This window comes from Ochrobactrum sp. SFR4, from assembly GCF_019730395.1.
Taxonomy (GTDB): Bacteria; Pseudomonadota; Alphaproteobacteria; order Rhizobiales; family Rhizobiaceae; genus Pseudochrobactrum.
The window spans coordinates 120,539-145,501 of sequence record NZ_JAAPBB010000007.1 but is presented as its reverse complement, the minus strand read 5'-3'; the positions used below and the strand labels follow the sequence as shown (position 1 = coordinate 145,501).

Below are 24,963 nucleotides of genomic sequence, written 5' to 3'. Positions count from 1 at the left end.
TTTAACAGGCAGTCCCGAACAATCATTCACCGGAACTGCGCAATTCGTCTTATAATTTAAAGCACAGGAATACGTTCGCCTGCGCCTTTCAGCGAAGCAGACATACGGCGTTCAGGATTTTGACGTGTCAGCGCCAGAAGGAAACCCATCGTAATTGCAATCGCCACCAGCGATGAACCGCCATAGGAAATAAACGGCAGAGTCATCCCTTTGGCAGGCATCAGGTGCAGATTCACTGCCATATTGATGATCGACTGGAAGCCGAACAAAATCACAATGCCGGAAATTGCCAGACGCGAGAAAGCATCACGCTCTCTCATGGCAACAACAAGCCCGCGAATAACGATAAAGGCGAACAGCAGCATAATCAGAATGCATAGAATAATACCGTATTCCTCCGCAGCCACCGAGAAAATAAAGTCCGTATGGCTGTCAGGGATAATACGTTTGATCGTGCCTTCACCAGGCCCCTGCCCGAACCAGCCGCCACTGATAATCGCTTCGCGTCCGGTATCAACCTGAAACGTGTCACCTTCACCGGTCATAAAGCGGTCAATACGGCCCGCCACATGGGGAAGGAATGTATAAGCGCCCAAGCCCAGCACGACTGCACCGCCGCCAAAGACGACAATCCACATCCATGACATGCCCGCCAGAAAGAACATAGCGCCCCAGCTCACAGCGGTCAGCGTGGTTTGCCCGAAATCCGGCTGCGCCATCAGCAGTGTTGCAACCAGACCGAACAGGATAAGCGCCATGAAACTGCCCGGCATATCCCCGCTGCGCTCCTGTTCGGAGAACAACCATGCACAAATCACCACAAAAGCCGGTTTCATAAACTCGGACGGCTGGATGGAAACTCCGGCCAGAGAGACCCAGCGCCGCGCACCTTTGACTTCAATCCCGAAAAACAGGGCTGCAACCATCAGCAACAGAGAAATACCAAGCAGAGCCAATGCAAAACGGCGCACCAGACGCGGGCTGAGAAATGACGTACCGATCATAGCGATCAGCGCAGGGATCATGAAAAAGATCTGGCGCTCAACAAAGTGAAAACTGTCCAGACCAATACGCTCCGCCACCGCAGGACTGGCGGCATAGGACAGCAAAATGCCAAGCCCCATCAGTGCCAGACAGGCAGCCAGAAAATAACGGTCAATCGTCCACCACCAATTGGCGACAGGGCCTCTGTCTACGCGGCTAACCATCAGTCTGCCCTCCCGATTGGTGCAAATCCCTGAAGTGTCATGACTTTATCGCGGAATGCTGCGCCGCGTTTTTCAAAATTCGGAAACTGGTCAAAACTGGCGCAAGCCGGTGACAACAGCACAACCGGCTCATCAGCCGCATCCTGTGCCGCATCCAAGGCTGCATGATCAATCGCGGCATCCAGCGTATGACTGATTTCAAACGGTACATCATTGCCCAGAGTAGCCGCAAATTGCGCCGCCGCTTCACCGATCAGATAGGCTTTGGTAATGCGCGGGAAGAAGATGCGCAGACTTTCAATGCCACCGCTTTTCGGCAGGCCGCCCGCAATCCAGTAAAGTTGCGGGAAAGACGACAGTGCAGGCGCAGTTGCTTCCGCATTGGTGGCTTTTGAATCATTGATAAACAGGGTTTTACCCTGATGGCCGACCTGCTCCATACGATGAGCAAGCCCCGGAAAACTACGCAGACCGGCGCGGATTTCGTCAAGGCTCAGACCAACAGTCAGGCATGCGATGATTGCGGCCAAAGCATTTTGTGCATTATGCGCACCGCGCAGAGAACCGATGCCCTCCAGCGACAATAGCAGTTCTGTCTTGCCACTACCGGCGCGATAGATATCCGCACCCTGCGCATAGAAGCCCTCTGTCAGCACCTGATCTTTCGAGAAACGGATCAACTTCTTACCGGATTTTTCAAGGCGGTCTGCAATAGCAATGCAGTAATCATCATCCACCGCCACGATGGCCGTATCACTGCCTGCAACCAGACGTTCTTTGATAGCTGCATAATTTTCCATCGTACCGTGACGGTCGAGGTGATCGGGCGTCAGGTTCAGCAAAATACCCGCTGTCGGATTGAGCGAAGGTGCCAGATCAATCTGATAGGACGAACATTCAACCACATAGTTACGGCCATCTGCCGGTGCTTCAAGCGACAACACGGCAGTACCGATATTACCGCCGAGCTGCATATCACGGCCTGAGGCTTTGATAATATGGGCAATCAGCGCGGTTGTGGTGGATTTTCCATTGGTGCCGGTAATGGCAACAAACGGTACATCATCGCCTGCAGCCAGCGCTGCATTGCGCTCACGGCAGAATAATTCCACATCACCGATAACCGGAACTTGGCGCTGATGTGCCTGTTCCGCACTCCAATGCGGCTGCGGATGGGTCAGCGGCACACCGGGAGAGAGGATAAATGCACTGAAACCGGACCAGTCTGCCTCGCGTAAATTCTGCGTGAGAATGCCTTCCGCTACCGCACGGGCAACACTGTCCGGATTATCATCCCATGCCACAACCTTCACGCCGCCGGCGATCATAGCTTTCGCCGTTGCAATACCGGAACCGCCAAGGCCAAACAGCGCAACAGCTTTATCTTTGAGGGTCAGTGTCGGGATCATGATCAGGCCGCCAGTCGACAATAATATTCAATATATAATTTAATCCGAATGGTTAACAAAACCATTCGGATTACGTGTGTTTTGCAATTTATTTAACGCAGTTTCAGCGTTGAAAGACCGATCATCGCCAGAATAATCGCAATGATCCAGAAGCGGATCACAACCTGACTTTCAGTCCAGCCTTTTTTCTCAAAATGGTGATGGATTGGCGCCATCAGGAACACACGCTTGCCGGTCAGCTTGAACCAGCCAACCTGAATAATCACCGACAGTGCTTCCATAACGAACAGGCCGCCGATGATTGCCAGCACGATTTCGTGCTTGGTCGCAACCGCAACCGCACCCAGCATACCGCCCAGCGCAAGCGAACCGGTATCACCCATAAAGATCGCGGCAGGCGGAGCGTTGAACCAGAGGAAACCCAGACCGGCACCAATCACGGCACCGAGAATAACAGCTAGCTCACCGGTGCCCGGTACAAAGTGGATTTGCAGGTAATCCGCAAAAATCGCGTTACCCGACAGATAAGCAATAAAGCCGAAAGAAGCCGCAGCAACCATCACCGGCACAATCGCCAGCCCATCAAGACCATCGGTAAAGTTGACCGCATTACCGGAACCAACCATGACAAAAGCAGCAAAAGGAATGAAGAACCAGCTCAGATCCAGCAACATGCCTTTCAGGAACGGGAATGTCAGTGAGGACGAAAACGGCTCCTGACCGGTGCGCATGATGACATAGGCAGCAATTGCAGCAATGATGAACTCAAGCCCGAGACGTGCCTTGCCGGAAAAACCTTTATCCGACTGTTTTGTCACTTTCAGATAGTCATCGTAGAAACCGATAGCACCGAAGCTGATTGTTACCAGCAACACAACCCAGACATAAACGCTTTTGAGATTGCCCCAGAGCATGACCGAAGCCAATGTTCCGAACAGGATCATCAAACCGCCCATGGTAGGCGTACCGGCTTTCTTGAAGTGAGTCTGCGGGCCGTCAGCACGGATCGGCTGACCGCGCCCCTGCCGGACGCGCAGACTGTCAATAATGCGTGGCCCAAGTAAAAAGACCAGCAAAGCTGATGTAATCAGTGCACCGCCGGTGCGGAAAGTAATATAGCGGAATACGTTGAAAAACGACAGATGATCCGCAGCATTGGCTAATAACATCAGCATCGGGTGAATGCCCTTCAGGTCGGTATCGGCACTTTAACACATAGCATTACACAAAATGCAGTGCTTAGTTCCTGTTATTCTTTAGCAGCCAGCTATGACTGTATATGAAAATCCGGTTTTACACTTTAAGCGTAAAACCGGCCTGTTTATTCTGCTGCCTCAGAGACGGCATATTTTTTCAGCAATGCATTGACGATTTTCACAAAGCCGATCGACTTTGACGATTTAATCATCACCACATCTCCGGGACGCACTGCTTTGACTACAAGTGGAAGCAGTTCGTCAACGCTTTCCCGATACTCAACCTGAATTTCTGCAGGCATTGCGGATTTCAGGGCACTCATATGCGCGCCACCGATGAAAAGCATATTCACATGCGCATCCACAATCGGGCGTGCCAGATCACCATGCAGCTTGGAAGATTGCTTGCCCAGCTCCAGCATATCGCCAAGCACTGCAATGCGCCGTCCCTTCTCTATCCCCTCGCCTTGCGGCTCAGTGGACTCAAGCAGTGACAGTGCAGCGCGCATAGATGCCGGATTGGCATTATAGCTCTCATCAATCAGCGTGAATGTGCCGTCACCATGGCGCAGACGATATTGCGCGCCGCGTCCGGCTTCAGCCTGCAGACTTGCCAGCGCCAGCACAACTTTCGTCATATCCGCGCCGACCAGATGTGCAGCGCCCATCACCGCCAGCATATTCTGTACGATATGCCGGCCGGGAGCACTGATCTTCACAGCCGCCTCCTGACCGCCGAGTGAAACCGTGATACAGGAGCAATCCGTCTTCATCACCAGATCACGCAGTTTGTAGGTTGAACGGGCATTTTCACCGAAAGTGGCAATGTGCTCAATCCCAGCCGCAACAGCCAGCGTTTCCAGCTGTTTAAAGCGTTTGTCATCCCTGTTCAGCAGCGCATAACCGCCGGGCAGAACGCCTTCGAAAATCTCTGCTTTGGCAACGGCAATTTCTTCGAGATTAGCAAAATGCCCCAGATGTGCAGGCGCAATCAGCGTAATGACAGCCACATGCGGCTGAACCATTTTCACCAGCGGGCGAATTTCATCATGATGGTTCATGCCGATTTCAAAAACACCATAATCGGTATCTTCCGGCATCCGTGCCAAAGTCAGCGGCACACCCCAGTGATTATTGAATGAAGCGGCGGAAGCATGAACCTTTCCGCAATCGGACAGAACATGACGTAAGGCTTCTTTGGTGGTGGTTTTGCCCACAGAACCGGTAACAGCAATAATCTGCGCTTTTGAGCGTGCGCGGGAAGCAATGCCAAGGCGGGTCAGTGCGGCCAGCACATCATCCACCACAATCATCGGCACCTGTAGTTTACCCAGAGCAGGCAAACGCGCTTCGGTCACAACCAGCAAACCTGCACCGGCAGCCATAGCAGCGGTCGCAAAATCATGCCCGTCAAACATATCACCTTTAATCGCGAAAAAGGCTTCACCCTTTCGCAATGTGCGGGAATCGATCGAAATACCGGTAATACCTTCAGGAAGGTGACCAACCGGCCGCCCTTCCATCGCTTTTACCATGTCAGACGATTTCCAAAGCAAATCACTCATTTAAAACGCGCCTCAAGCGAGCGGGCAACTTCTGCATGATCCGAGAATGGCAGCGTCACATCATTGATGGTCTGCCCTTCTTCATGCCCCTTGCCCGCAATAATAACTGTATCACCGGCCTGTGCGAGCAGCACAGCATGGCGGATAGCCTCGTGTCGGTCACCGATTTCCAGTGCATTTGGCGCGGCAGTCAGAATTTCAGAGCGGATCACCGCCGGTACTTCCGAACGCGGATTATCATCGGTGACAATCACCACATCGGCCAGACGGGTGGCAATTTCCCCCATGATCGGACGCTTGCCTTTATCGCGGTCACCGCCACAGCCAAACACCACAATCACACGACCGGTCGTGAAAGGGCGAACTGAAGTCAGCACATTTTCCAGTGCGTCAGGCTTATGGGCATAATCCACATAGACAGGCACGCCGTCTTCAGTGGAACCAACCAGATCCAGACGACCCGGCGCACCTTTCAGACGCTCCAATGCACGGAAAGCCGCATCCGCAGGCACACCGGAGACAATTGCCAGACCGGCTGCAACCAGCGCATTCGCCACCTGAAAATCACCGGCCAGCGGCAAAGCAAATTCGTAAATCTTACCGGCATGGCTCAGCTCAACATGCTGACGATGGCGCTCATGTTCCACGCGTTTCAGTGTAATGAAATCGCCTTTACGGCCAACAGTTTTGACATCAGAACCGGCCGCAACAGCGGCTGCAATCGCCTGTGGTGAAAAGGCATCATCCGCAAAAATAATCGCCGGAGCACCTTTTGGCAGCAGCGTATCAAACAGGCGCATTTTTGCACCGAGATAATCTTCAACCGTCGGATGATAATCCATATGATCGCGGCCGAGATTGGTGAAGGCTGCGGCTGTCAGCTTCACGCCGTCCAGACGACGCTGATCCAGCCCATGCGATGAAGCTTCCATACAGGCATGGGTCACACCTTCATCCGCCAGCTCTGCGAGTAGCTTCTGCAGTTCCACAGGATCAGGTGTTGTCAGCGAGCCATATTCATTTCGTGTCGGGGAGAAAACGCCGGTTGTACCAATACTTGCGGCCGCAAAACCTGCATAGGCCCAAATCTGCTGTGTAAAGGAAGCCACAGAGGTTTTACCGCTGGTACCGGTAACAGCAGTCATAATCTGCGGTTGTTTGCCATAGAATGTTGCAGCAGCCATTGCCAGCGCATGGCGCGGGTCTTTGCTGCGCAGCACAGGCACAGTGATGCCCTCGGCATTCATGTCTTCATCGGCCAGAATTGCAACTGCACCGCGTTTAACAGCATCAGCCGCATAGGCCGAACCGTCATTTTTTACGCCTTTCAGAGCAGCAAACAAGCTGCCCTTCTGTACCTTACGGGAATCGGAACTCAATCCGGAAATCTCAGTCTGTGCCACTGAGTCCGTCATATCATTTACATAGGCTGCGATATCTTGAAGTTTCATGCCATTCAGATCCCGATTTTGAATTCATTTCATGTGACATAATAAGTGCTCAAGGCATTATTACGTCACATTGATCCCCTGCTCAGATCAGTCATTTTCATAAGCTGCCAGAATTGGTGCATTATCCTGCGCAAAGTCAGGCGACACACCCAGGAATGATGCTGACCTGCGAATGATATTTGCAACCATTGGGGCAGCATTGAGTCCGGCAGTCGCAGAAAGTTTGCCTTCCTCCGGTTTTGGCTCATCAATAATGGTCAGAACCACATAAGTCGGGTCATCCATCGGGAATGCGGCAAGAAACGCGTTAAAACGGACATCTTTGGAATAACGGCCGTTGATAACCTTTTCCGCTGTACCGGTCTTACCACCGACACGATAACCCTTCACCTCAGCGCGCCGACCGGAACCGATCTCGGAATTGAGACGATAGAGATAGCGCATGTCATCGCTGGTTTTAGGTTTCAGCACCTGCGTGGCAATCGCATTGGCCTCTTCTTGTGTACGCGGTACAAATGTCGGCGGAATAAGCTTGCCGCCATTGACCAGCGCCGCAGCGGCAACGGCCGTCTGCAACGGCGTGGTCATCATGCCGTGCCCGTAGGAAATAGTAATGGAGTGCACTTTCTTCCACACGCGCGGTTCAACAGGACGTGCAACTTCCGGCAGTTCGGTCTGCATGCGATCCAGCAGACCGACGCGCTTCAGAAACTCGCGATGGCCTTCAATACCAATCGCATCAACTTCTTTACCCGAACCGATATTGGAGGAATAAATAAACACTTCCGCCAGTGTCAGCCAGCGGGCTTTACCGTGGAAGTCGCGGATGGTCTGTCGGCCGATCGTGATCGGACGGGTCGCATCAAACTTGCTTTCCAGATTAAACTTACCGGAATCCAGCGCCATCGCCGTGGTAAAACTCTTAATCGTCGAACCCATTTCATAGGTACCAGCAGACATCCGGTTCAGACGATCTTTTTCCAGTGCATTAAACGGATTATTCGGATCAAAATCCGGCACCGAAGCCATAGCAACGACTTCACCGGTCTTGGCATTCAGCACCACAGCACCGGCAGCAATCGCGCGGTATTTTTCAACAGCGCGTACCAGTTCGTCACGCATAATATGCTGAACGCGCAGGTCAATCGACAGGCGGAACGGCTCCAGATTGTCCGGCTGGGCAAGACCAGCCATACGCAGATCGCTCAAGCCCTGACTGTCGATATATTTTTCCATACCGGCAATGCCCTGATTGTCGATATTCACCAGACCGAGAATGTGAGAAGCAGTCGGGCCACCCGGATAGAAACGGGATTTCTCAGTGCGGAAACCGATACCCGGCACGCCCAGTGCCATGATCTGGCTCTGCTGACGTGGTGTCAAACCGCGCTGAATCCATACGAAACCTGCACCGCTCTTCAGGCGGCGATAGGTGCTTTCCCAGTCAAGATTAGGCAGAACCGTTGCCAGCAGTTCCAGAGTTTCGTCCGGATCGGCAATCTTTTTCGGCTCGGCATAGAGCGAAGCTGTTTTGATATCAGTCGCCAGCACTTCGCCGTTGCGGTCAAGAATATCCGGCCGTGCTGCAAGCGTGCTGGCCGCACCGGCGCGATAACCTTCATTATCGCCGCCCTGCATACCGTAATAAACGAGGCGGCCGCCAATCACCGCGTAAATACCGACAAAGCAGGAAATCGCCATAATCAGACGATTACGCGCGCGGTTTCCATGTTTTTTACGGTTTCCGGCAAAGGCAACACTGTCATTAAGCGGAGACGTGGCAATGCCGCGCTCACTCTCAAGCGCGGCACTGTCAAATTCAGGTGCCTGCCCCAGAACCGGAGCATCATCTGATGAGGATTTTTTGTTTTTACGCCGGAACCAGCTGCTTTTTCCACTCATGGCCGCACTCCCGGAACCACAACACGCATCGGTGCCGCATTTGAAACCGCACCGGCCGGCGCAGTTTGCGCAACACTGCCTGTGCTCATCGTATCAACAGATGCAATCAGATCGGCACTGCCACCGATCAGTTTTTCAATATCATCAGCCTGTTTCATCGGAATATCATCGAACAGACCGATCTGCGTCACATCAACCGGCTGCAATTTCAGCTGTGACTGATAAATATCGGACAGACGCTGCAAACGGTTCGGCTGGGTCATCAGGCTCCAGTCGGCTTTCAGCAGATTGATCGTGTCTTTTTCAAAGGCAATCTGACGCTGAATCTTCTTGATCTCAACCACCTGCTTTTCAGCATCATGTTTGATCTTATAGGTCACGGTTGCCGCCACCAGCATGACTGCGATCAATATAATATCTATAGTTCGCATCATGATGATTTCCTCTTCGCATTATCAGTTTCTGGCAGAACAGGCAGGGTTGGCAGGCCGAAAATACTGTAATCCGCTTTAAGCGACGGGTATTCTGTGCGGATACCGGCGCGCAGCTTGGCCGAACGCGCGCGCGGATTGCGCTCCGCCTCTTCCTCGCTGGCACCCACTGCCCCTTTGACCGCAGGCGTGAAACTGCCCTGACGCATATGCGCTTCCGGCAGATGACGCGATCCGCCGCCGCCGCCCGCACGATCTGCAAAAAAGCGTTTCACAATACGGTCTTCCAATGAATGGAATGTCACAACAACCAGACGGCCGCCCGGCTTCAGCGAACGTTCTGCGGCAATCAATGCACGCGCCAGTTCACCCAGCTCGTCATTCACATAAATACGCAGTGCCTGAAAAACGCGTGTCGCCGGATGAATACGGTCTTTCGGATGGCGCCCGACCAGCATTTCAATCGCATTGGCAAGATCACGGGTGCGACTGAAAGGCTCACTTTCACGGCGTTTTTCGATCATGCGCGCAATGCGTCCGGCATGACGTTCCTCACCGAGAAAATTAAAGATGCGCGCCAGATCACCCATTTTATACTGGTTGACCACATCAGCGGCGCTCAGGCCCTGCGAGGACATGCGCATATCCAGCGGCCCGTCTTTCTGGAAAGAAAAACCGCGATCCGCCTCATCAATCTGCATCGAGGAAACACCGATATCCAGTACAACACCGTCAGGCTGCACATCGCTCAGCACATCTTCCATCTGGGAGAAGCGTGCCTGCACCAGACGCAAACGTCCCTGATATTCTGCAACCACCGCCTGTCCGGCAGCAATTGCATTCGGGTCGCGGTCAATGGCCAGAACCTCGGCACCGGTTTTGAGAATTCGTTTTGTGTAACCACCCGCGCCGAAAGTGCCGTCCACATAGAGTTTACCCGCTTCAGGCTGCAAAGCACTGACAACCTCTTCCAGCATAACCGGAATATGGCGGGAATAGTCTTCATGCTCTGATGCGCCCGCCTGTGTATCAGCGTGCGGTGTCAGTTTGTCTGCCTGCGCTTCCGGAACCATAATTTCCTTCGGTCCTGTCATTGTATTGCTTTCTTCAGCGGACCCTGCGTGAGAACGGCAGATCCTTGCGTGCCAACGGGTAAACCGCGGCTGCAGATTTCAGCATTTTGCATACCGGCTAATGCCGGATGCAGCACAAAATGTCTGGAAACTGAACAAAGTCTGGACGCAACAAACTGCATTAAGAAATACCACCGGGGTAAGGTAGGCGTCAACGCAGGTGCAAAAACCGCTCCGAACGTTGCCATATTATCGATTTTTGCGATTGCGCAGCCGGCCGGACACGCAATACGCCGTGAATAAATTTATCCAATATTAATATTAAGGAAGGGTTATTATACGAGCGCAGTTATGATTTATCAGCGGTTAAAATGACGCTTTATATGTCGTTCATTTCACCGCAAGAGCATGTCGCGTTTAATCGAATTCATAGCATTCGCTCTAACCGTTTGTTGTACGCATGTCTTTATCCCATCGAAGCGGGAATAGAAATCAGCCCAGCGAACTGATTTCCCCGCACAGGCGGTGTCCGCTTTTGGGGGACATGCTCTATAATTTCAAACAGATTTGTCAGCCGGTCTGTAAGCCGGGTTCTGTATGGCCGGACTGTTTCCAGCCCGACGCGGCAGCCATTCATCTGGGACGGATGTCGCCACCCGCCTCTTGCAACCCACCCGGACGGCTATCCGGAAACCGATTACCAGACCGAAGCCTGATGCGCCGTCCCTATTCGGTCTTGCTCCCGATGGGGTTTACCGTGCCACTCCCGTTACCGGCAGCGCGGTGGGCTCTTACCCCACCCTTTCACCCTTACCTGCCCGATGTCCCGAAGGACAATGGCAGGCGGTCTGCTCTCTGTTGCACTTTCCCTGAGGTCACCCTCGCCGGGCGTTACCCGGCATCGTGTTTCCATGGAGCCCGGACTTTCCTCACTTGCCACCTTTCGGTATTGAACAAGCGCGGCTGCCCGACCGGCTGACATGCGTCTATAGGCTTGATCTGCCATAAAACGCAATAAAAAAGCTGGGTTCCGGCAACGGAAACCCAGCTTTTGTACAAAATCTCAGCCCTGCTGTGTAAGGGCTGTTTAGATTTAGGTTATGGCGTACAAATTGTCCCGCCAGAGCCTGAATATAAACAGGCATAGAGCATTTGCAGTTAACTGACTTCAGTTAACAGTCGCAATTGCGCATCTTAGAATGAACGCATGAAGTCTTTAACATTGCTGCAATATTTTGCAGATGTCGGATTCATACGCTTGGCGCCGTGACCGGCATTATATTTGAGGATTGTGCCGCAGGTTGAACCACCGCCGAGCTTCTGTGCCTGTGCAAGATATTTCATGCCATATTGCACATTGGTTGCCGGATCATACAAACCTTTTGCCGAACCGGTATAACCAAGACCGCGTGCAGTACCAAGCTTGATCTGCATCAGGCCGATTTCACCGGCGCTGCCGCGAACATGGGGCTGATAATTGCTTTCATGACGCACAACCGCATGAGCAAGCGCCAGCGGAACACCATAAGAAGAGGCATAACGGGCAATGATGCCGGAATAAGGCTTGCCTGATTTGTCTGTCTGCGCCTGCTTGGTTTCTGCTTTACCGCTGATCTGTTTATTCAGATCAATACGGGTGCGAGCGGAACGGCGCTCAATAACCGGCATTTTGGCAGTACCGGAAGCCTGTTTCTGATAGGCCGTACGACTGGCATCAGACTTGTTTTTACCCGCTTCACTCTTTTTTGCAGCAGTTTTTTCTGAAGCTTCTTTTTTCGCTTTCAGGATGTCTACAAGATTTGTTTTTTCAAGTACCGGTGCACTCATGGCTGGTGTCAGACCGAACGAAACCACCGCCCCGCTGAGAGCGCATAAAAATCCAATTTTTTTAATCATAAACCTTAACCGTTGGAACTGTTGCATAATCCGTCGAAGAGTTTTGCAAGACATGCAAAACCAGCTTTCAACGCCCTTCCTTCTGGGAAACAGTCCGCCCCATCACCAGACTTGCTCAAGGAAATTGAGGTTGTATCTGACGGGGAAATGCAGCCGAAGATTGTCGCCACAAATCACAGTTTACTAAAAACTGTAACAATTGCGGAATTTACTTGGCTGTTAACGATAAGGTTTTTATAAAAATCAGCTGGTTACGGTTTCACGTAAATTCATCGAAATCAGCCTGTGCAGTGTCTCAATTGTTGAGATATCTGCCACACCATCAATCTGTTTTGGACGAAAATGGCGCTGAAATGCGCTCATCACCACTTTGGTCCGCTCGTTAAACTCGCCGTTGATGGCGATATCATAACCATACATAGCCAGCATGGACTGCAAGGCCTCCACCGGTTGCCCCTGATCTCCCATGGCAAAAAATCTCCCGCCACGGATTGGTGCCGGCTCAACCCAATGACCGATCCCCGCTTTAAACAGGTCCTCCCACGGAAAATTCTCACCCGGATCAATCTTACGTTCCGGTGCAATATCAGAATGGGCAAGCACATTCTCCGGCGCAATATTATAGCGCTCACAAATAGAGCGACAGAGAGAGATAACAGATGAAATCTGCGCATCAGGAAAAAGCGGAAAATTCTCCAGAACACCCGGATTGACGATTTCAATACCAATAGAGGCGGAGTTGATATCCCGCTCCCCTTTCCAGCAGCTTTGACCTGCATGCCATGCACGTTCGCTTTCCGCGACCATTTGCACAACCTGACCATCTTCATGCACGAGATAATGTGCCGAGACCTCTCGTTCAGGGCATTTGAGAATATCCAGCGCCTCCTGCGCAGTCGCAAGCCCCGTATAATGCAGGATCAGAAAGCGCGGTTCTTTGCCGTCTTTACGCGGACCAAAATTGGCAGATGCATCAATAACAGCGCCCTCATAGTCCGCTTTGCTCAGCAAGGCGCGCGGAGCTGCCTGATTGTTCTGTGCCAAACCGGCTTCCGGTGTTGAATTATCCTGCATAGTCATGCTGACCCAGTTGTTTCTCAAGTGTCGCCCATGCTGCATTGATCGCAGCCAGACGGTGATTGGCTATTTTCTGAAATTCATAAGGCATACCGCGGGCGATCACCAGATCCGGATGGTTTTGACGCACAAGTTTGCGATAATGCTGCTTGGCCTCGGTATATCCTACTCCGCGCGTTAAACCCAGAACAGCATAAGGATCGGACGGGCCGAGATTGACATGCCTTCCGGCGATCAGCAAAAACTCGTCTTCCTCAATACCAAAAATTTCAGCTACACGCCGCAGGAACTGCATTTCCTTATCGTGTACATAGCCATCGGCTTTGGCGATATAGAACAAACCGTCGAGAACATCGGAAAGCGCACCGCAAGGCTCATCCGCTCCGTTTTGCTGCGAGGAACGACACAGTGAAGCAATTTGACGGGCATAGCTCTCAAAACCGGCCACATCCTGTTTGGCAAGATTATACAGCCTTGAGACGTGATCCGCCTCTTTTTCCGGCACTTCAAAAATATCCTGAAAAGCCCGTACTTCGTGCTGTGAGACAATACCATCAGCTTTGGCCATTTTGGCAGACAGCGCGATCATAGCGATGGAAAAAGCAACGCGACGGCGTGTTTCCGCATCACCCTCAAAATAGGTGCGGACGGCTTCAATCACTCCGGAAAACGCACTGTAAGCCGTCTGCGTTAAAAAATCAGCGATACTGGACCAAATCGACATAAGCTTATGTAATTCAAAACAACTCTGATGAAAACCATCAAGCGCGAAGAGTTGAATGAAATTCAGCCGACATTGCTTATGGTCAATACCGGAACACTACGAGCCTTGCCCGGAACGAGGCGTGTAAAAGCATAAAGCAGAGAACATTTCCGGCAATTCACACCAAACCTGAAATGCTCTTATAGTCTTACATCCAGGCTTACATGGACTTTGCAGATGACTGTTCCGTGCGCATCTGACTTTCCATGCGCACACGTACAAAATCTTCTGCAGTTTTTTTAGCTGCCGCAGCCTGATCTGACGTCTGACCGACACTCAAAGCAGTTTTCTCCGCATCATCACCGGCTTTTTGCACTGCAACCCTCACATCTTCTTCCGTGAGCGGTTTCTTCAGCTCCGGTAAAAGCACAGCAGGACCTGCAACACTGTTCTGCGACGCTTTGGCATCAATTTCAGCCAGTTCCTGATCGGCCTTTGACTGCAATTCCTGCTCCGAATGAGCAATTACGGCTGCAACACTGTCAGTCTGTTTTTCTGCGGTCTTGTCATGCGTCAAAAATCCGCCGGAAAAGACCAGACCGGTCAGCACACCGACAGCAAGGATAAAAGCCAGCAGACGATACATTTGACCTCCTCAGCCACCTTCACCAAGGCGCTTACAATCTCTCAGTTAATGCCGGAAATATTTAATTGTTCCGCTTTTTATTCCGGTAATTATGACAGTATTCCTGTTAAACCTGTATAAGTTATGACCCTGCCAATCAAAAAATATTTATAAATCAAATAGTTTGGCACAGGACATTGACCATCTGAGAAAAGATGCGTCTGTCTTCATTCCGTTTTCGGCAAAAATTATCATTGTCCCTCTAAAGGAAAAATTTAACCTTTTGAAGTAAGAAAGCATTCATGATTTCCCTGTGATTATTGTGAGATGATACCCGATGAAGCCAGCAGCACTTGCCGTTTTCAGCCTTGTGCTGAGTGCATGTACATCTGTGGATTATGATTTTTCAGATGTGAAACCGGCGGCAGGTTCCGTCTCCGGCACAGGAATCGCTCTCCCTTCATCCGGCGCCAAAGCGCCGCGCTTCTATGATCGCAAGCCCCATGACTATACCGGTAAAACCCCGTGGCATTATCCGGTACATGGCACTGATGTCTCCAAATATCAGGACAAAGTAGACTGGCAGCAAGTGCGCAGCAGCGGCGTTTCTTTTGTCTTTATTAAAGCAACAGAAGGCGGCGACCGCGTTGATGACCGCTTTGCTGAACATTGGGCAGGCTCACGCGCGGCCGGCATTCCGCGCAGTGCCTATCATTTCTATTATTTCTGCCGCAGCGCAGCCGATCAGGCGCGCTGGTATATCCGTAATGTGCCGAAAGATCCGGGTGCTTTGCCGCCGGTTCTGGACATGGAATGGAACCCACTGTCGCCATCCTGTAAACTTCGCCCTGATCCGGCTGTTGTGCGCAAGGAAATGCGTACATTCCTGACCATGATCGAGCGTCATTACGGCAAAAAACCAGTCATCTATACCACGGTTGATTTCTTCGATGACAATGAACTGCGCAGTTTCAGCGATTATCCGTTCTGGCTGCGCTCCACAGCCGGTCATCCGGATGAAAAATACGGTCCTCATCCGTGGGTCTTCTGGCAATATACCGGAACGGGTACAATTCCGGGTATCAAAGGCGATGCTGATATTAATGTGTTCGCAGGCAATCATGCCCAGTGGAGAAAGTGGCTGGAAAGCAACAAAGTCAGATAAAATCACGCTTAGTACGTGAATCTGATTTTAACACCTTCTTTTTCACAAAATGATTATGCAGGACATCACTCAGAAAATTTGAACGCTCTGGTCAAAACCGGTCAGATCAACCAAAACAGACAGGCCTTACTGAGGCCTGCTGCAGAAAGAACTGAGTTATGTCACGCCCTGCTTCCTTGTCTGCCTTCAGATCAGTTTTTAAACCACTTCTGACTGCTGCTACTCTTCTCTCTACTGCAAGCTTTGCTTTTGCCACAACGGCACAGCCTGCAACTCCCTCAACTGCACCATCCGCACCGGCAGCAGTTGTAATCGAAAAACCGGCCTGCGGCGGTGATTATAATGTCTGGCTTGAAGGCGTTGTCACTGAAGCCAAAGCAGCCGGCATCTCAGACAAGGCAATGACAGAGCTGCATAAAGCGCAGCTTGATGAACGCACATTGAAGCGTGACCGCACGCAAACTGTTTTCAACCTGACTTTTGCCGAATTCTCCAAACGTCTGATTTCCGAACAGCGCCTGAAAAAAGGCCGCGAAAATCTCGTTAAATATGCAGATGTCTTCAAAAAGGCCGAAGATACCTATGGCGTTCCGGGACCGGTGATTGCTGCATTCTGGGGACTGGAAACGGACTTCGGTGCTATTCAGGGCGATTTTGATACGCTGAACTCCCTCGTCACTTTGGCTCATGATTGCCGCCGTCCGGAGCTTTTCCGTCCGCAGCTGATCGCCTTGTTGAAACTGATGGATAAAGGCGTTGTTGATGCCGGCACACAAGGCGCTTGGGCAGGCGAAATCGGCCAGATGCAATTGCTGCCGAAAGATTATCTTGAGCGCGGTGTCGATGGCGACAATGACGGCAAAGTGGATTTGCGCAACAGTGTGGCCGATGCGGTGATGACAGCCGCCCGTATGCTGTCTGAGCTCGGCTGGCAGCGTGGTGAGCCATGGCTGGAAACTGTACAGCTGACACAGGACCTGCCATGGGAAAATTCCATCCGCACCTATCGTCTGCCACATTCGAAATGGAACGGCTGGGGCGTAAAGTCTGTAAATGGCAGCGCACTCGGCGCGGATGACGGTGATGCCTCCCTGCTCATACCGATGGGGCGTAAAGGTCCGGCATTCCTCTCCTACCGCAATTTTGATATTTTCGTCGAATGGAACAAGTCCATCGTTTACGCCACGACCGCGGCCTATTTTGCATCACGTCTGGCTGGCGGCGAGCCGTTCCTGCTCGGCACACCGGAAGCCGGTCTTTCAACTGAAGAGCTGAAAGAGTTGCAGAACAAGCTCGTTGTGCGCGGCTATGACATGGGTCGAATCGATGGTGTTTTTGGCACTATGACCAGAGATGCTGTGCGCACAGAACAGCTGCGTTTGGGCATGCCTGCCGATTCATGGCCGACACGTGAATTACTCGAAAAGCTATAAATTTAGTGGGATTTTGATGCCGTCTGTAAAAAAATTTACGGCGGCATCAAAACTTTTGACACCTGACTAACATATTGTATTTTTTACAAATTTAAAATTCTGCACGGATAGCGAAACCCGACTTCGCCACTGCTTCCAACGCCCTCCCTTGAAATTAGACTTTTCTTTGGCCGTTTATGTCGATAAAATGACACAAACGGGAAATGTGCTGACACAGTTAAAAAACAGTCAATTTGATCGTCAGACCATGCCTTCTGCATGGGTGGTTAAAAGGACTGGAATTAGCATTTCCGGTTTAGAGTTAAGAGAAGCGGCTCCGGTATAGTCCGTCAAAACGGACTTTGTCAGGAGTGACTTTCCAGCCTTTGAATGTTGTTCATACGGCATTTGAAAACTGAACTTACAACCTGCTTAGGAGGCAATCCATATGGGTTTAACGCGTTCAATCAATGCCTTGGTATTTTGCGCAGCTTTTGTTTTTGTCGCAGCAATGATTGTCGGTGTACTTCCCTGACCTCACATAGTCAGCATCTGAATTTCAGCAGCTGATCTGATATCTGCATTTCGGTTTCACAATCAGAAAAATACAGATTACAGTTTTAATAAGAGACATTTTGCAGGCATCACTTTTACAGATACTACCGGCATTCTCGGCATTCCGCAAAAGTAGATAAATCAAGTCCTGTCATTTTTAAAAATGAAAGCCCTGCGGAAGTATTTTCCGCAGGGCTTTTTCGTTTCATAATATATATTTTCAGGCCGCTACCGGTGCCCGCACGCCCAGCAAATGACAAATCGCAAAAGCCAGATCCGAGCGGTTCATGGTGTAGAAATGAAAATCATTCACACCACGTTCAATCAGATCATTCACCTGCTCGGCTGCCAGCGCCGCTGAGACCAGCATATGTGTTTGCGGATCATTCTCCAGTCCGTCAAAACGGTCTGCCAGCCATGCCGGTATGCGTGCCCCTGCACGCTTTGAGAAATTTGCCACCTGTTTGAAATTATGGATCGGCAAAACACCCGGAATAATCGGAATGTAAATTCCCGCACGACGCACACGCTCCACATAACGCTCATAAAGATCATTATCGAAGAAGAACTGTGTAATCGCCCGGGTCGCACCATTATCGACTTTGCGTCGCAGCATCTCAATATCGGTTGCAAAATCCGGGCTTTCCGGATGCTTTTCCGGATAGGCAGAGACGCTGATATCAAAATTAGCAATCGATTTGAGACCTGCCACCAGATCGGCACCATTCTGATAGCCGCCCGGTGTCGGCTGATAGGCTTCACCGATACCGCTTGCAGGGTCACCACGCAGTGCCACAAAGCGCGTCACGCCTAAAGATGCAAAGGAGCGGACGATAGAATTGACCTCTTCCTTGGTCGCATCCACACAGGTCAGATGCGCGGCAGGCGTAATGGACGTTTCTTTAATGATACGGGCAATGGTTTTATTGGTGCGCTCACGGGTAGAACCGCCCGCACCATAGGTCACCGAAACAAAAGCCGGATTAAGCGGCGCCAGACGCGTCACAGTCTCCCAGAGACGCTCTTCCATCTCCTCGGTTTTCGGCGGGAAAAACTCGAAGGACACACGGATCGGATGCGCGCTCTCGGAACGGCGCTGCTGGCCAAAACTAGACATCGGAAATCTCCGTTACTCTCTCCGTCATGGAGTGCACCATGAGGCAAAACATTCATGGCCACTTCACCATGAAGAAAATCAAAACTGTGCCTGCCCACATCTGAATGATGTAAAGCTAAACATTGGAATGCTACTCAATAATGCCGATGCGCCTCAAAGTGTGCCTCAGGCAGCATCGGCGATCAGCATTCGCGGATCACGGGCCAGCCACAGTTTAATCACCAGACCGGAAGCCTGTCCGCCCTGCGGCTCAAGTGCTTCAATTTTCTCCGGTTCCAGCCCTGCTGCCTTCATCCAGCCGGTCATTTGCTCGTCACTGAAACCAAGCCGCAAATGCGCATGTTCGTCACGCAGAAATTCCAGATCATGCGGCGCAAAATCCACGATCAGCAAGCGCCCCTGCGGACGCAGCGCACGGGCAGCCTCACGAATGGCCGATTGCGGCTCGTCAAGGAAGTGCAGCACCTGATGGATCGTCACCAGATCATAACCGTCGCGGTCAACCGGCAGCGCATATATATCGCCCTGACGCACCTGCGCATGGGCAACACCTGCCTGATCCAGATTGGTGCGCGCAACAGTAAGCATATCGCGGTTGATATCAATGCCGACACCGCGCACATAAAGCGGGCTGAACATTTCCAGCAAACGGCCGGTACCGGTGCCGATATCCAGCATAGACTGGAAAGCCTGTTCGCCGACAATACCGCGCAGGGCATCTTCCACCATCGTTTCATCAATATGCAGCGAACGGATTTGATCCCAGCTTTCAGCATTTGCGCTAAAATAGGCAGTCGCACGTTCGTGACGCTCGGCTTTCACCTGTGCCAGACGTTCCTGATCGCGCAACAGCAGCGGATCCTGATTGTCCTGCCAGCCGATCAGCGCACGGGAAAGCCCCTGATGGATCGGGGTTTCCGACAAACGGAAATAAGCCCATGACCCTTCCTGATAGCGGCTGATCAGCCCTGCTTCACTCAGCAATTTGAGGTGGCGCGATACACGCGGCTGTGACTGGTTGAGAATGGATGTCAGATCAGAGACGGTCAGATCACCGCCCGCAAGCAGCGTCAGAATACGCAAGCGGCTTGGTTCTGCCGCAGCCTTCAGCACTTCCACCATTTCTTCCAGAGCCAAAGGCTTGCCTGTCATACCACACTCCGCATTTAAAACACATAAAGATATGTTTATGTGATCTATGCAATCAATGCAACAAAAATCGACAACCAGATATTTTAAAATATCTTATTTGATCTAAGCATAAGCCAAGCACACCGCCCGCAGGAGATTATAATGGCCGCATCGGCAAAACGCCGCAAAGAGATTGAACTGGCGCTCCGTATACTGGCGCCGCGGATCCCCTTCTATGATGCGGAGCAAGTGCGGGAAGCAGCCACCGCACCGCATATGCGCAACCTCACAGCACACAATGCCGCGCGCCTCACCCTGCTCGCCTATATCCGCCATACCTATACCGATTACGACAAGCTCCGCGATGAAGGATTGGATAAAGACAGCGCGCTTTACTGGATAAATGCGCAAATAACAGAAAAGCTCAATGAATGGCACGCGAATAACTTACTGCCTGACAGTAATTACAGTGACCAGTAATTTAAATATGTGGGAGAGTAAAAATGTAATTTAAATCATTAAAAGGATTTTTAAAATGGCATATTTATTCAGAATTAAGAGCCAAACATTTGGTCGCTATATATGGGCTCAGCCGAGCACCTTAGGTAACAAGTATATTACTCATACCAGTCAAGTAACAACAACCACAGGCTTTAGTCCGGCAGGTGACTGGGTAACATTTGAAAACCCTACACTGCTCATTGGTGGCGGCGCATCAGCTTCTCTGAAAATTTTCAATCCCTTTACCGGCTCATTTCTGGGCAATACCGAACAAGGTGTAGCTATTTCCGGAGCTCCAACGGCTTACGGCACCGTATCCGGCCTTCTGAATTTCACAACATCTGACACAGCATGTAGCTTTATATTTAAAGCAATAGCTGGATCAGCATATCAAATACTACTTGACGATCCTTTAGTACCAAATAAAGCTGATCTTAAATATAAAGCTATTATTGATATAAATAGTACAAATTTAGGAACTAATACAAAATCCCCAAGAATAATATTTGTAGATAAGAACACTCCTGCTGCATCCGGTACAAGCGATGCATTTGTTTTAGATAATGTTCTTGGGCTTTAATATTTATCAATAATAATAATTATTAAAAGAGGTAAACATGTCAATACTTTTCACTTTAAGCAATACATCAAACAATAAAAAATTATTCATTTATGACAACACCGGAAATAATACTTCACTTTTTCAATATGAAGCTCAATGCAATATAGATACTATTGACGACGCAACAGATAGTGGTCAAATTTTTGCAATGCACAGCACGCCTGCGACTGGAAATAATACATTTACGATTTATAATCCGGCATCAGGTTCTTTCCTAGCCAGTTCAGGATTCCAAACAACAGTTCTCACATATACAGGGGAAACAGCTGGTGGAATAACCTTTCTTCCAGCAGCGGAAAAACTTCCTGTAAGTTTTGAAGTAGTACCAGGTCAGCAAAACGTTTACATTCTAAACATAGTTAACGCTCTGAATAAAAAATTATACCTCACCTATGACGAAGGCTCAGAAGGTGTCACCTGGCTAGAATTGGATCCGGCCATTCAAGTCGATCCTCCTTTGATCATTACTTGGAAGCTAAACGCGCTTACAAATAACTCAATTCCTCCTGCACAAAACAACATGCCTCCTGCGTAAATTATAAAAGAAGACCGAATTGCAATTTTGCAATTCGGTCACACTCTAAGTTATTTAGCATTTAAAATTTTAAACATAAAAAACCTGTTCCGGTATCCGCACGGTTATCTTATCCGCTGAATGAACAGCACCTGCCCGCTCTACCCACCCGGTCTGGCCGCGCAGAAATTTAGCTGCTTTCACAAATGAAAGCGCCGTTGCAACCTCGTTGTCCGCCTGAATATGCTGTGCGATTGAGGTTCCCGCAATTTTGCAAGGCGCATTAAGCCCGTCCAGCTTCAGAGTCAGGCCGCCGTCAAAAAACAACACCGTACCAGCAGGCAGCAAGGTAAAATCCGGGATATCCTCCACAACAATATTGGCACCGATCCACTCCGGCCTGATCGCATCCAGCCCCATTGCTGCGGTAATCTTGTCCAGCTCTTCTACAGAGACCAGAGAGACCTGCCGGTCGTTGCGGATCGGCGTGCCCCGCTCATACCACGGCTCACGACCTCCGGCCTTACGTGTCATGCCGTAATGGTAATCCCCGACGATACCACCGTGATCGCATTGCAAAACATCAACAGGCTGCGTTACAAAATCCTGTCCTGAAGCAATATAGAGACTACGGACACGACCTGAGATTTTACGCGCTGCGATGCGTTTGCCATGCATGTTATCAAACAAATCGGCCATCACAACTTCAACCTTCACCACGCACAACGACCATAAATACCCGCGGGAAATGCAGCAATACCTTACCATCAACAGTCAAAGGATAATGCTCGGCCAGCCGCTCGGTATATTCTGCCAGATAATCCCGCTGTTCTTCTTCATTCAGCGGATTTAAAAACGGCCGCAAGCCGGTGCTTTTCACCCATTCGGTAATCGCCGCATAGCCATCAAGCGGATGATTATAAATTGTGTGCCAGATATCGATATGGGATGCGAATGGTATCAGCGCATCATAATAGGCATTTACATTTGGCATTGGCGGCCGCGATGCATTGCTTAACCGCTCAATCCAGCGACTGTCTTTCGCCACTTGCCGCATCATGCGATGGGACGGCTCATTCCAGTTATCCGGCATTTGCACAGCCAGTGCGGCACCTGATTTCAACCCCTTCAACAGGCGCTGCAAATGCTGGATATGCTCAGGGATCCACTGGAACACCGCATTGGAAAACAACAAATCAACATCCGCATCCGGTTGCCACTGCGTGACATCGCTTAAATAAAACGGCACATCAGGCAACCGTGTCTGCGCTTTTTCAATCATATCAGGCGATGAATCAAAACCGGATAATTGTGCCTGCGGCCAGCGTCTTTTCAATTCTTCTGTCGAGTTACCGGGGCCGCAGCCAATATCAACAATCGCCTTAGGATTCTCCAGAGGAATACGGGCGATAAGATCGTTTACCGGCCTTGTGCGTTCGTCTTCAAATTTCAGATATTGCTGTGCCGACCAGTCTTTCATTGTCTTCCCTTTCTAAAACAAAAAGGCCGGTGCAATGCACCGGCCTTTATTAACTTCTGATAAGGTCGTTGAGGTTCTGATTATGGCGAGGCGAAAATGGTGGAGTTTGAGAACCGGCGCGCAGCGTACTGTTTGTACGTGAGCACCGGAAGCGCAAAACAACGCCATTTGCAGACCGCCAGAACCAGAACATCCCGAACCTTTATCGTGTCAGCGGCTTATAGGTCACCCGCTTCGGATTAACGCTTTCAGGTCCGAGACGACGAACCTTGTCAGCTTCGTAGTCCTCGAAGTTACCTTCGAACCACTCAACATGGCTGTCGCCTTCAAAAGCCAGAATATGTGTCGCAAGACGGTCGAGGAACATACGATCGTGCGAGATAATAACGGCGCAACCAGCGTATTTTTCCAGCGCATCTTCAAGCGCCGCCAATGTTTCTGTATCCAGATCGTTGGTCGGTTCGTCGAGGAGCAGCACGTTGCCGCCCGTCTGCAGCATCTTGGCAAGATGCACGCGGTTGCGCTGACCACCGGAAAGATTGCCGACTTTAGCCTGCTGATCGCCGCCCTTGAAGTTGAACGCACCGCAATAAGCGCGCGAGTTCATTTCAAATTTGCCGAGCTTGATGATGTCGTTACCACCGGAGATTTCTTCCCAGACATTCTTGTTCGGGTCGAGGTGGTCACGGCTCTGATCAACATAACCGAGCTTAACAGTATCACCGATACGCACGCTACCGGTATCCGGCTGTTCCTGACCAGTGATCATTTTGAACAGGGTCGATTTACCCGCACCGTTCGGACCGATCACACCAACGATACCGCCCGGAGGCAGTTTGAATGTCAGGTTGTCGATCAGCAAACGATCGCCGAAGGATTTGGACAGGTTTTCAACTTCGATAACCACCTGACCAAGACGCTCACCCGCAGGAATGAGAATCTGTGCATCACCCGGACGCTGATTTTCAGCCGCTTCAACCAGCTTGTCATAGGCCTTAATACGGGCTTTCGACTTGGACTGACGTGCTTTAGGACTTGCCGCAATCCACTGACGTTCACGCTCAAGAGCCTTCTGACGGGAATCGTCTTCACGACCTTCCTGAATCATGCGCTTGGCCTTGGCTTCCAGATAGGCAGAATAGTTGCCTTCATAAGGGATACCACGACCGCGGTCGAGTTCGAGAATCCAGCCGGTCACATTGTCGAGGAAGTAGCGATCGTGCGTGATGAGCAGCACAGCGCCCTTATATTCACGCAGGTGCTTTTCAAGCCATGCAGTGGTTTCAGCATCCAGATGGTTGGTCGGTTCGTCGAGCAGCAGCAGGTCTGGCTTGGAAAGCAGCAGCTTGCAAAGCGCAACACGGCGACGTTCACCACCGGAAAGCGTGGTTACATCAGCATCGGCTGGCGGGCAGCGCAGAGCTTCCATCGCCATTTCAACCTGACTTTCCAAATCCCAGAGGTTCTGGCTGTCAATAATATCCTGAAGTGCCGCACCTTCGTCAGCAGTTTCATCAGAATAATTCATCATCAGCTCATTATAACGGTCAAGAATGGCCTGCTTGTCAGCCACACCTTCCATCACATTGCCGAAAACAGTTTTTTCAGGATCGAGATGCGGTTCCTGAGCCAGATAACCACAGGTCGCACCATCGGCGAGCCAGGCTTCACCGGTAAACTCTTTATCGAGACCAGCCATAATCTTGAGGATTGTCGATTTACCGGCGCCGTTCGGGCCGAGAATACCGATTTTCGCATCAGGATAAAATGACAGGTGCAGATTTTCGAGAATCTTCTTTGTGCCGTAGTTTTTATTCAAACCCGACATATGATAAATAAATTGACGTGCCATTGGGTGGCTGTTCTCCGAGAATTTGAGCCCGTAATGTGTGGGAATTCGCTTTGATGCGCTATTTAGGCTAAATATTGC

At 50.7% G+C, this 24,963-nt stretch carries 22 protein-coding genes and 1 other RNA gene; 5 read left to right on the top strand and 18 right to left on the bottom strand.

From position 1 onward, the window contains the following. Positions 1–56: 56 nt before the first annotated feature. From ftsW to HBA93_RS10915, 13 genes are all read right to left on the bottom strand, one after another. Positions 57–1,208 (bottom strand): putative lipid II flippase FtsW, encoded by a 1,152-nt coding sequence (gene ftsW, locus HBA93_RS10975; RefSeq protein ID WP_022711365.1) that lies wholly within the window; start codon positions 1,206–1,208, stop codon positions 57–59. After that, on the bottom strand, positions 1,208–2,617 hold the full coding sequence (murD, locus tag HBA93_RS10970) for a UDP-N-acetylmuramoyl-L-alanine--D-glutamate ligase (protein ID WP_221723343.1): 1,410 nt from the start codon (positions 2,615–2,617) through the stop codon (positions 1,208–1,210). Before murD ends, ftsW begins: the two co-directional genes overlap by 1 nt. 92 nt (positions 2,618–2,709) lie before the next feature. Further along, positions 2,710–3,792, bottom strand: coding sequence for a phospho-N-acetylmuramoyl-pentapeptide-transferase (gene mraY / locus HBA93_RS10965; protein ID WP_022711362.1), 1,083 nt, complete (start codon positions 3,790–3,792; stop codon positions 2,710–2,712). A gap of 146 nt (positions 3,793–3,938) precedes the next feature. Then, positions 3,939–5,378, bottom strand: a complete 1,440-nt coding sequence (locus HBA93_RS10960) for a UDP-N-acetylmuramoylalanyl-D-glutamyl-2,6-diaminopimelate--D-alanyl-D-alanine ligase (RefSeq protein ID WP_221723282.1) — start codon at positions 5,376–5,378, stop codon at positions 3,939–3,941. Then, positions 5,375–6,829, bottom strand: coding sequence for a UDP-N-acetylmuramoyl-L-alanyl-D-glutamate--2,6-diaminopimelate ligase (locus HBA93_RS10955; RefSeq protein ID WP_221723281.1), 1,455 nt, complete (start codon positions 6,827–6,829; stop codon positions 5,375–5,377). The genes HBA93_RS10960 and HBA93_RS10955 overlap by 4 nt, the downstream gene beginning before the upstream one ends. Positions 6,830–6,916: 87 nt before the next feature. Next, the gene (locus HBA93_RS10950; protein WP_121991463.1) at positions 6,917–8,731 is read right to left on the bottom strand and encodes a peptidoglycan D,D-transpeptidase FtsI family protein; all 1,815 of its coding nucleotides are present in this window, start codon (positions 8,729–8,731) and stop codon (positions 6,917–6,919) included. After that, positions 8,728–9,165: a cell division protein FtsL gene (ftsL, locus tag HBA93_RS10945; RefSeq protein ID WP_022711358.1), complete on the bottom strand. Its 438-nt coding sequence runs from the start codon at positions 9,163–9,165 to the stop codon at positions 8,728–8,730. Before ftsL ends, HBA93_RS10950 begins: the two co-directional genes overlap by 4 nt. Beyond that, positions 9,162–10,235: a 16S rRNA (cytosine(1402)-N(4))-methyltransferase RsmH gene (gene rsmH, locus HBA93_RS10940; protein ID WP_221723342.1), complete on the bottom strand. Its 1,074-nt coding sequence runs from the start codon at positions 10,233–10,235 to the stop codon at positions 9,162–9,164. The genes ftsL and rsmH overlap by 4 nt, the downstream gene beginning before the upstream one ends. A 566-nt stretch (positions 10,236–10,801) precedes the next feature. Next, positions 10,802–11,214, bottom strand: an RNA gene (rnpB, locus tag HBA93_RS10935) — RNase P RNA component class A. A 215-nt stretch (positions 11,215–11,429) separates the two neighbouring features. Then, on the bottom strand, positions 11,430–12,131 hold the full coding sequence (locus HBA93_RS10930; RefSeq protein WP_121991464.1) for a lytic transglycosylase domain-containing protein: 702 nt from the start codon (positions 12,129–12,131) through the stop codon (positions 11,430–11,432). Positions 12,132–12,374: 243 nt separating this feature from the next. Continuing rightward, positions 12,375–13,205, bottom strand: a complete 831-nt coding sequence (locus tag HBA93_RS10925) for an N-acetylmuramoyl-L-alanine amidase (protein ID WP_221723341.1) — start codon at positions 13,203–13,205, stop codon at positions 12,375–12,377. After that, positions 13,195–13,932: a J domain-containing protein gene (locus tag HBA93_RS10920; RefSeq protein ID WP_121991466.1), complete on the bottom strand. Its 738-nt coding sequence runs from the start codon at positions 13,930–13,932 to the stop codon at positions 13,195–13,197. The genes HBA93_RS10925 and HBA93_RS10920 overlap by 11 nt, the downstream gene beginning before the upstream one ends. 199 nt (positions 13,933–14,131) lie before the next feature. After that, positions 14,132–14,557, bottom strand: coding sequence for a hypothetical protein (locus HBA93_RS10915; protein WP_121991467.1), 426 nt, complete (start codon positions 14,555–14,557; stop codon positions 14,132–14,134). A 316-nt stretch (positions 14,558–14,873) separates the two neighbouring features. On the opposite strand from HBA93_RS10915, the gene HBA93_RS10910 reads away from it, so the two are divergent. Together HBA93_RS10910 and HBA93_RS10905 are read left to right on the top strand one after the other, a co-directional pair. Continuing rightward, positions 14,874–15,701 carry a glycoside hydrolase family 25 protein gene (locus HBA93_RS10910; RefSeq protein ID WP_121991468.1) on the top strand — a complete coding sequence of 276 codons (828 nt, stop codon included), beginning with the start codon at positions 14,874–14,876 and terminating at the stop codon, positions 15,699–15,701. 176 nt (positions 15,702–15,877) lie between these two features. Continuing rightward, positions 15,878–17,134, top strand: a complete 1,257-nt coding sequence (locus tag HBA93_RS10905; RefSeq protein WP_502910090.1) for a lytic murein transglycosylase — start codon at positions 15,878–15,880, stop codon at positions 17,132–17,134. Positions 17,135–17,888: 754 nt separating this feature from the next. On the opposite strand, the gene metF is transcribed toward HBA93_RS10905, so the two are convergent. Both metF and HBA93_RS10895 read right to left on the bottom strand, forming a co-directional pair. Further along, positions 17,889–18,785, bottom strand: a complete 897-nt coding sequence (metF, locus tag HBA93_RS10900; RefSeq protein ID WP_121991470.1) for a methylenetetrahydrofolate reductase [NAD(P)H] — start codon at positions 18,783–18,785, stop codon at positions 17,889–17,891. Between the two features lie 165 nt (positions 18,786–18,950). Continuing rightward, on the bottom strand, positions 18,951–19,937 hold the full coding sequence (locus tag HBA93_RS10895) for an ArsR/SmtB family transcription factor (RefSeq protein ID WP_121991471.1): 987 nt from the start codon (positions 19,935–19,937) through the stop codon (positions 18,951–18,953). A 141-nt stretch (positions 19,938–20,078) separates the two neighbouring features. Here HBA93_RS10895 and HBA93_RS10890 point away from each other — a divergent pair, with 141 nt between their 5' ends. The 3 genes from HBA93_RS10890 to HBA93_RS10880 are packed head-to-tail and all read left to right on the top strand — an operon-like array spanning position 20,079 to position 21,574. Then, the gene (locus HBA93_RS10890) at positions 20,079–20,396 is read left to right on the top strand and encodes a DUF2293 domain-containing protein (RefSeq protein ID WP_221723279.1); all 318 of its coding nucleotides are present in this window, start codon (positions 20,079–20,081) and stop codon (positions 20,394–20,396) included. A gap of 55 nt (positions 20,397–20,451) precedes the next feature. Beyond that, positions 20,452–20,997 (top strand): hypothetical protein, encoded by a 546-nt coding sequence (locus HBA93_RS10885; protein WP_221723278.1) that lies wholly within the window; start codon positions 20,452–20,454, stop codon positions 20,995–20,997. Positions 20,998–21,034: 37 nt separating this feature from the next. After that, complete coding sequence (locus HBA93_RS10880) at positions 21,035–21,574, top strand: hypothetical protein (RefSeq protein ID WP_221723277.1); 540 nt, start codon at positions 21,035–21,037, stop codon at positions 21,572–21,574. Positions 21,575–21,643: 69 nt separating this feature from the next. Here HBA93_RS10880 and HBA93_RS10875 read toward each other — a convergent pair whose 3' ends face one another. From HBA93_RS10875 to ettA, 3 genes are all read right to left on the bottom strand, one after another. Then, on the bottom strand, positions 21,644–22,273 hold the full coding sequence (locus HBA93_RS10875; RefSeq protein WP_353619348.1) for an MOSC domain-containing protein: 630 nt from the start codon (positions 22,271–22,273) through the stop codon (positions 21,644–21,646). After that, positions 22,260–23,033, bottom strand: a complete 774-nt coding sequence (gene tam, locus HBA93_RS10870; protein WP_221723276.1) for a trans-aconitate 2-methyltransferase — start codon at positions 23,031–23,033, stop codon at positions 22,260–22,262. The genes HBA93_RS10875 and tam overlap by 14 nt, the downstream gene beginning before the upstream one ends. 202 nt (positions 23,034–23,235) lie before the next feature. Further along, positions 23,236–24,885 carry an energy-dependent translational throttle protein EttA gene (gene ettA, locus HBA93_RS10865; protein WP_022710994.1) on the bottom strand — a complete coding sequence of 550 codons (1,650 nt, stop codon included), beginning with the start codon at positions 24,883–24,885 and terminating at the stop codon, positions 23,236–23,238. Positions 24,886–24,963: the final 78 nt, after the last annotated feature.

Excerpts from the sequence above, each read along its gene's own strand:
- murD (WP_221723343.1), bottom strand. The coding sequence starts at position 2,617 with ATGATCCCGACACTGACCCTCAAAGATAAAGCTGTTGCGCTGTTTGGC.
- HBA93_RS10885 (WP_221723278.1), top strand. The coding sequence starts at position 20,452 with ATGGCATATTTATTCAGAATTAAGAGCCAAACATTTGGTCGCTATATA.
- HBA93_RS10925 (WP_221723341.1), bottom strand. The coding sequence starts at position 13,205 with ATGCAGGATAATTCAACACCGGAAGCCGGTTTGGCACAGAACAATCAG.
- rsmH (WP_221723342.1), bottom strand. The coding sequence starts at position 10,235 with ATGGTTCCGGAAGCGCAGGCAGACAAACTGACACCGCACGCTGATACA.
- HBA93_RS10880 (WP_221723277.1), top strand. The coding sequence starts at position 21,035 with ATGTCAATACTTTTCACTTTAAGCAATACATCAAACAATAAAAAATTA.
- HBA93_RS10960 (WP_221723282.1), bottom strand. The coding sequence starts at position 5,378 with ATGAGTGATTTGCTTTGGAAATCGTCTGACATGGTAAAAGCGATGGAA.
- HBA93_RS10955 (WP_221723281.1), bottom strand. The coding sequence starts at position 6,829 with ATGAAACTTCAAGATATCGCAGCCTATGTAAATGATATGACGGACTCA.
- ftsL (WP_022711358.1), bottom strand. The coding sequence starts at position 9,165 with ATGATGCGAACTATAGATATTATATTGATCGCAGTCATGCTGGTGGCG.
- HBA93_RS10920 (WP_121991466.1), bottom strand. The coding sequence starts at position 13,932 with ATGTCGATTTGGTCCAGTATCGCTGATTTTTTAACGCAGACGGCTTAC.
- ftsW (WP_022711365.1), bottom strand. The coding sequence starts at position 1,208 with ATGGTTAGCCGCGTAGACAGAGGCCCTGTCGCCAATTGGTGGTGGACG.
- HBA93_RS10950 (WP_121991463.1), bottom strand. The coding sequence starts at position 8,731 with ATGAGTGGAAAAAGCAGCTGGTTCCGGCGTAAAAACAAAAAATCCTCA.
- tam (WP_221723276.1), bottom strand. The coding sequence starts at position 23,033 with ATGAAAGACTGGTCGGCACAGCAATATCTGAAATTTGAAGACGAACGC.
- HBA93_RS10890 (WP_221723279.1), top strand. The coding sequence starts at position 20,079 with ATGGCCGCATCGGCAAAACGCCGCAAAGAGATTGAACTGGCGCTCCGT.
- HBA93_RS10930 (WP_121991464.1), bottom strand. The coding sequence starts at position 12,131 with ATGATTAAAAAAATTGGATTTTTATGCGCTCTCAGCGGGGCGGTGGTT.
- ettA (WP_022710994.1), bottom strand. The coding sequence starts at position 24,885 with ATGGCACGTCAATTTATTTATCATATGTCGGGTTTGAATAAAAACTAC.
- HBA93_RS10895 (WP_121991471.1), bottom strand. The coding sequence starts at position 19,937 with ATGACAGGCAAGCCTTTGGCTCTGGAAGAAATGGTGGAAGTGCTGAAG.
- HBA93_RS10915 (WP_121991467.1), bottom strand. The coding sequence starts at position 14,557 with ATGTATCGTCTGCTGGCTTTTATCCTTGCTGTCGGTGTGCTGACCGGT.
- mraY (WP_022711362.1), bottom strand. The coding sequence starts at position 3,792 with ATGCTGATGTTATTAGCCAATGCTGCGGATCATCTGTCGTTTTTCAAC.
- HBA93_RS10910 (WP_121991468.1), top strand. The coding sequence starts at position 14,874 with ATGAAGCCAGCAGCACTTGCCGTTTTCAGCCTTGTGCTGAGTGCATGT.
- metF (WP_121991470.1), bottom strand. The coding sequence starts at position 18,785 with ATGTCTAGTTTTGGCCAGCAGCGCCGTTCCGAGAGCGCGCATCCGATC.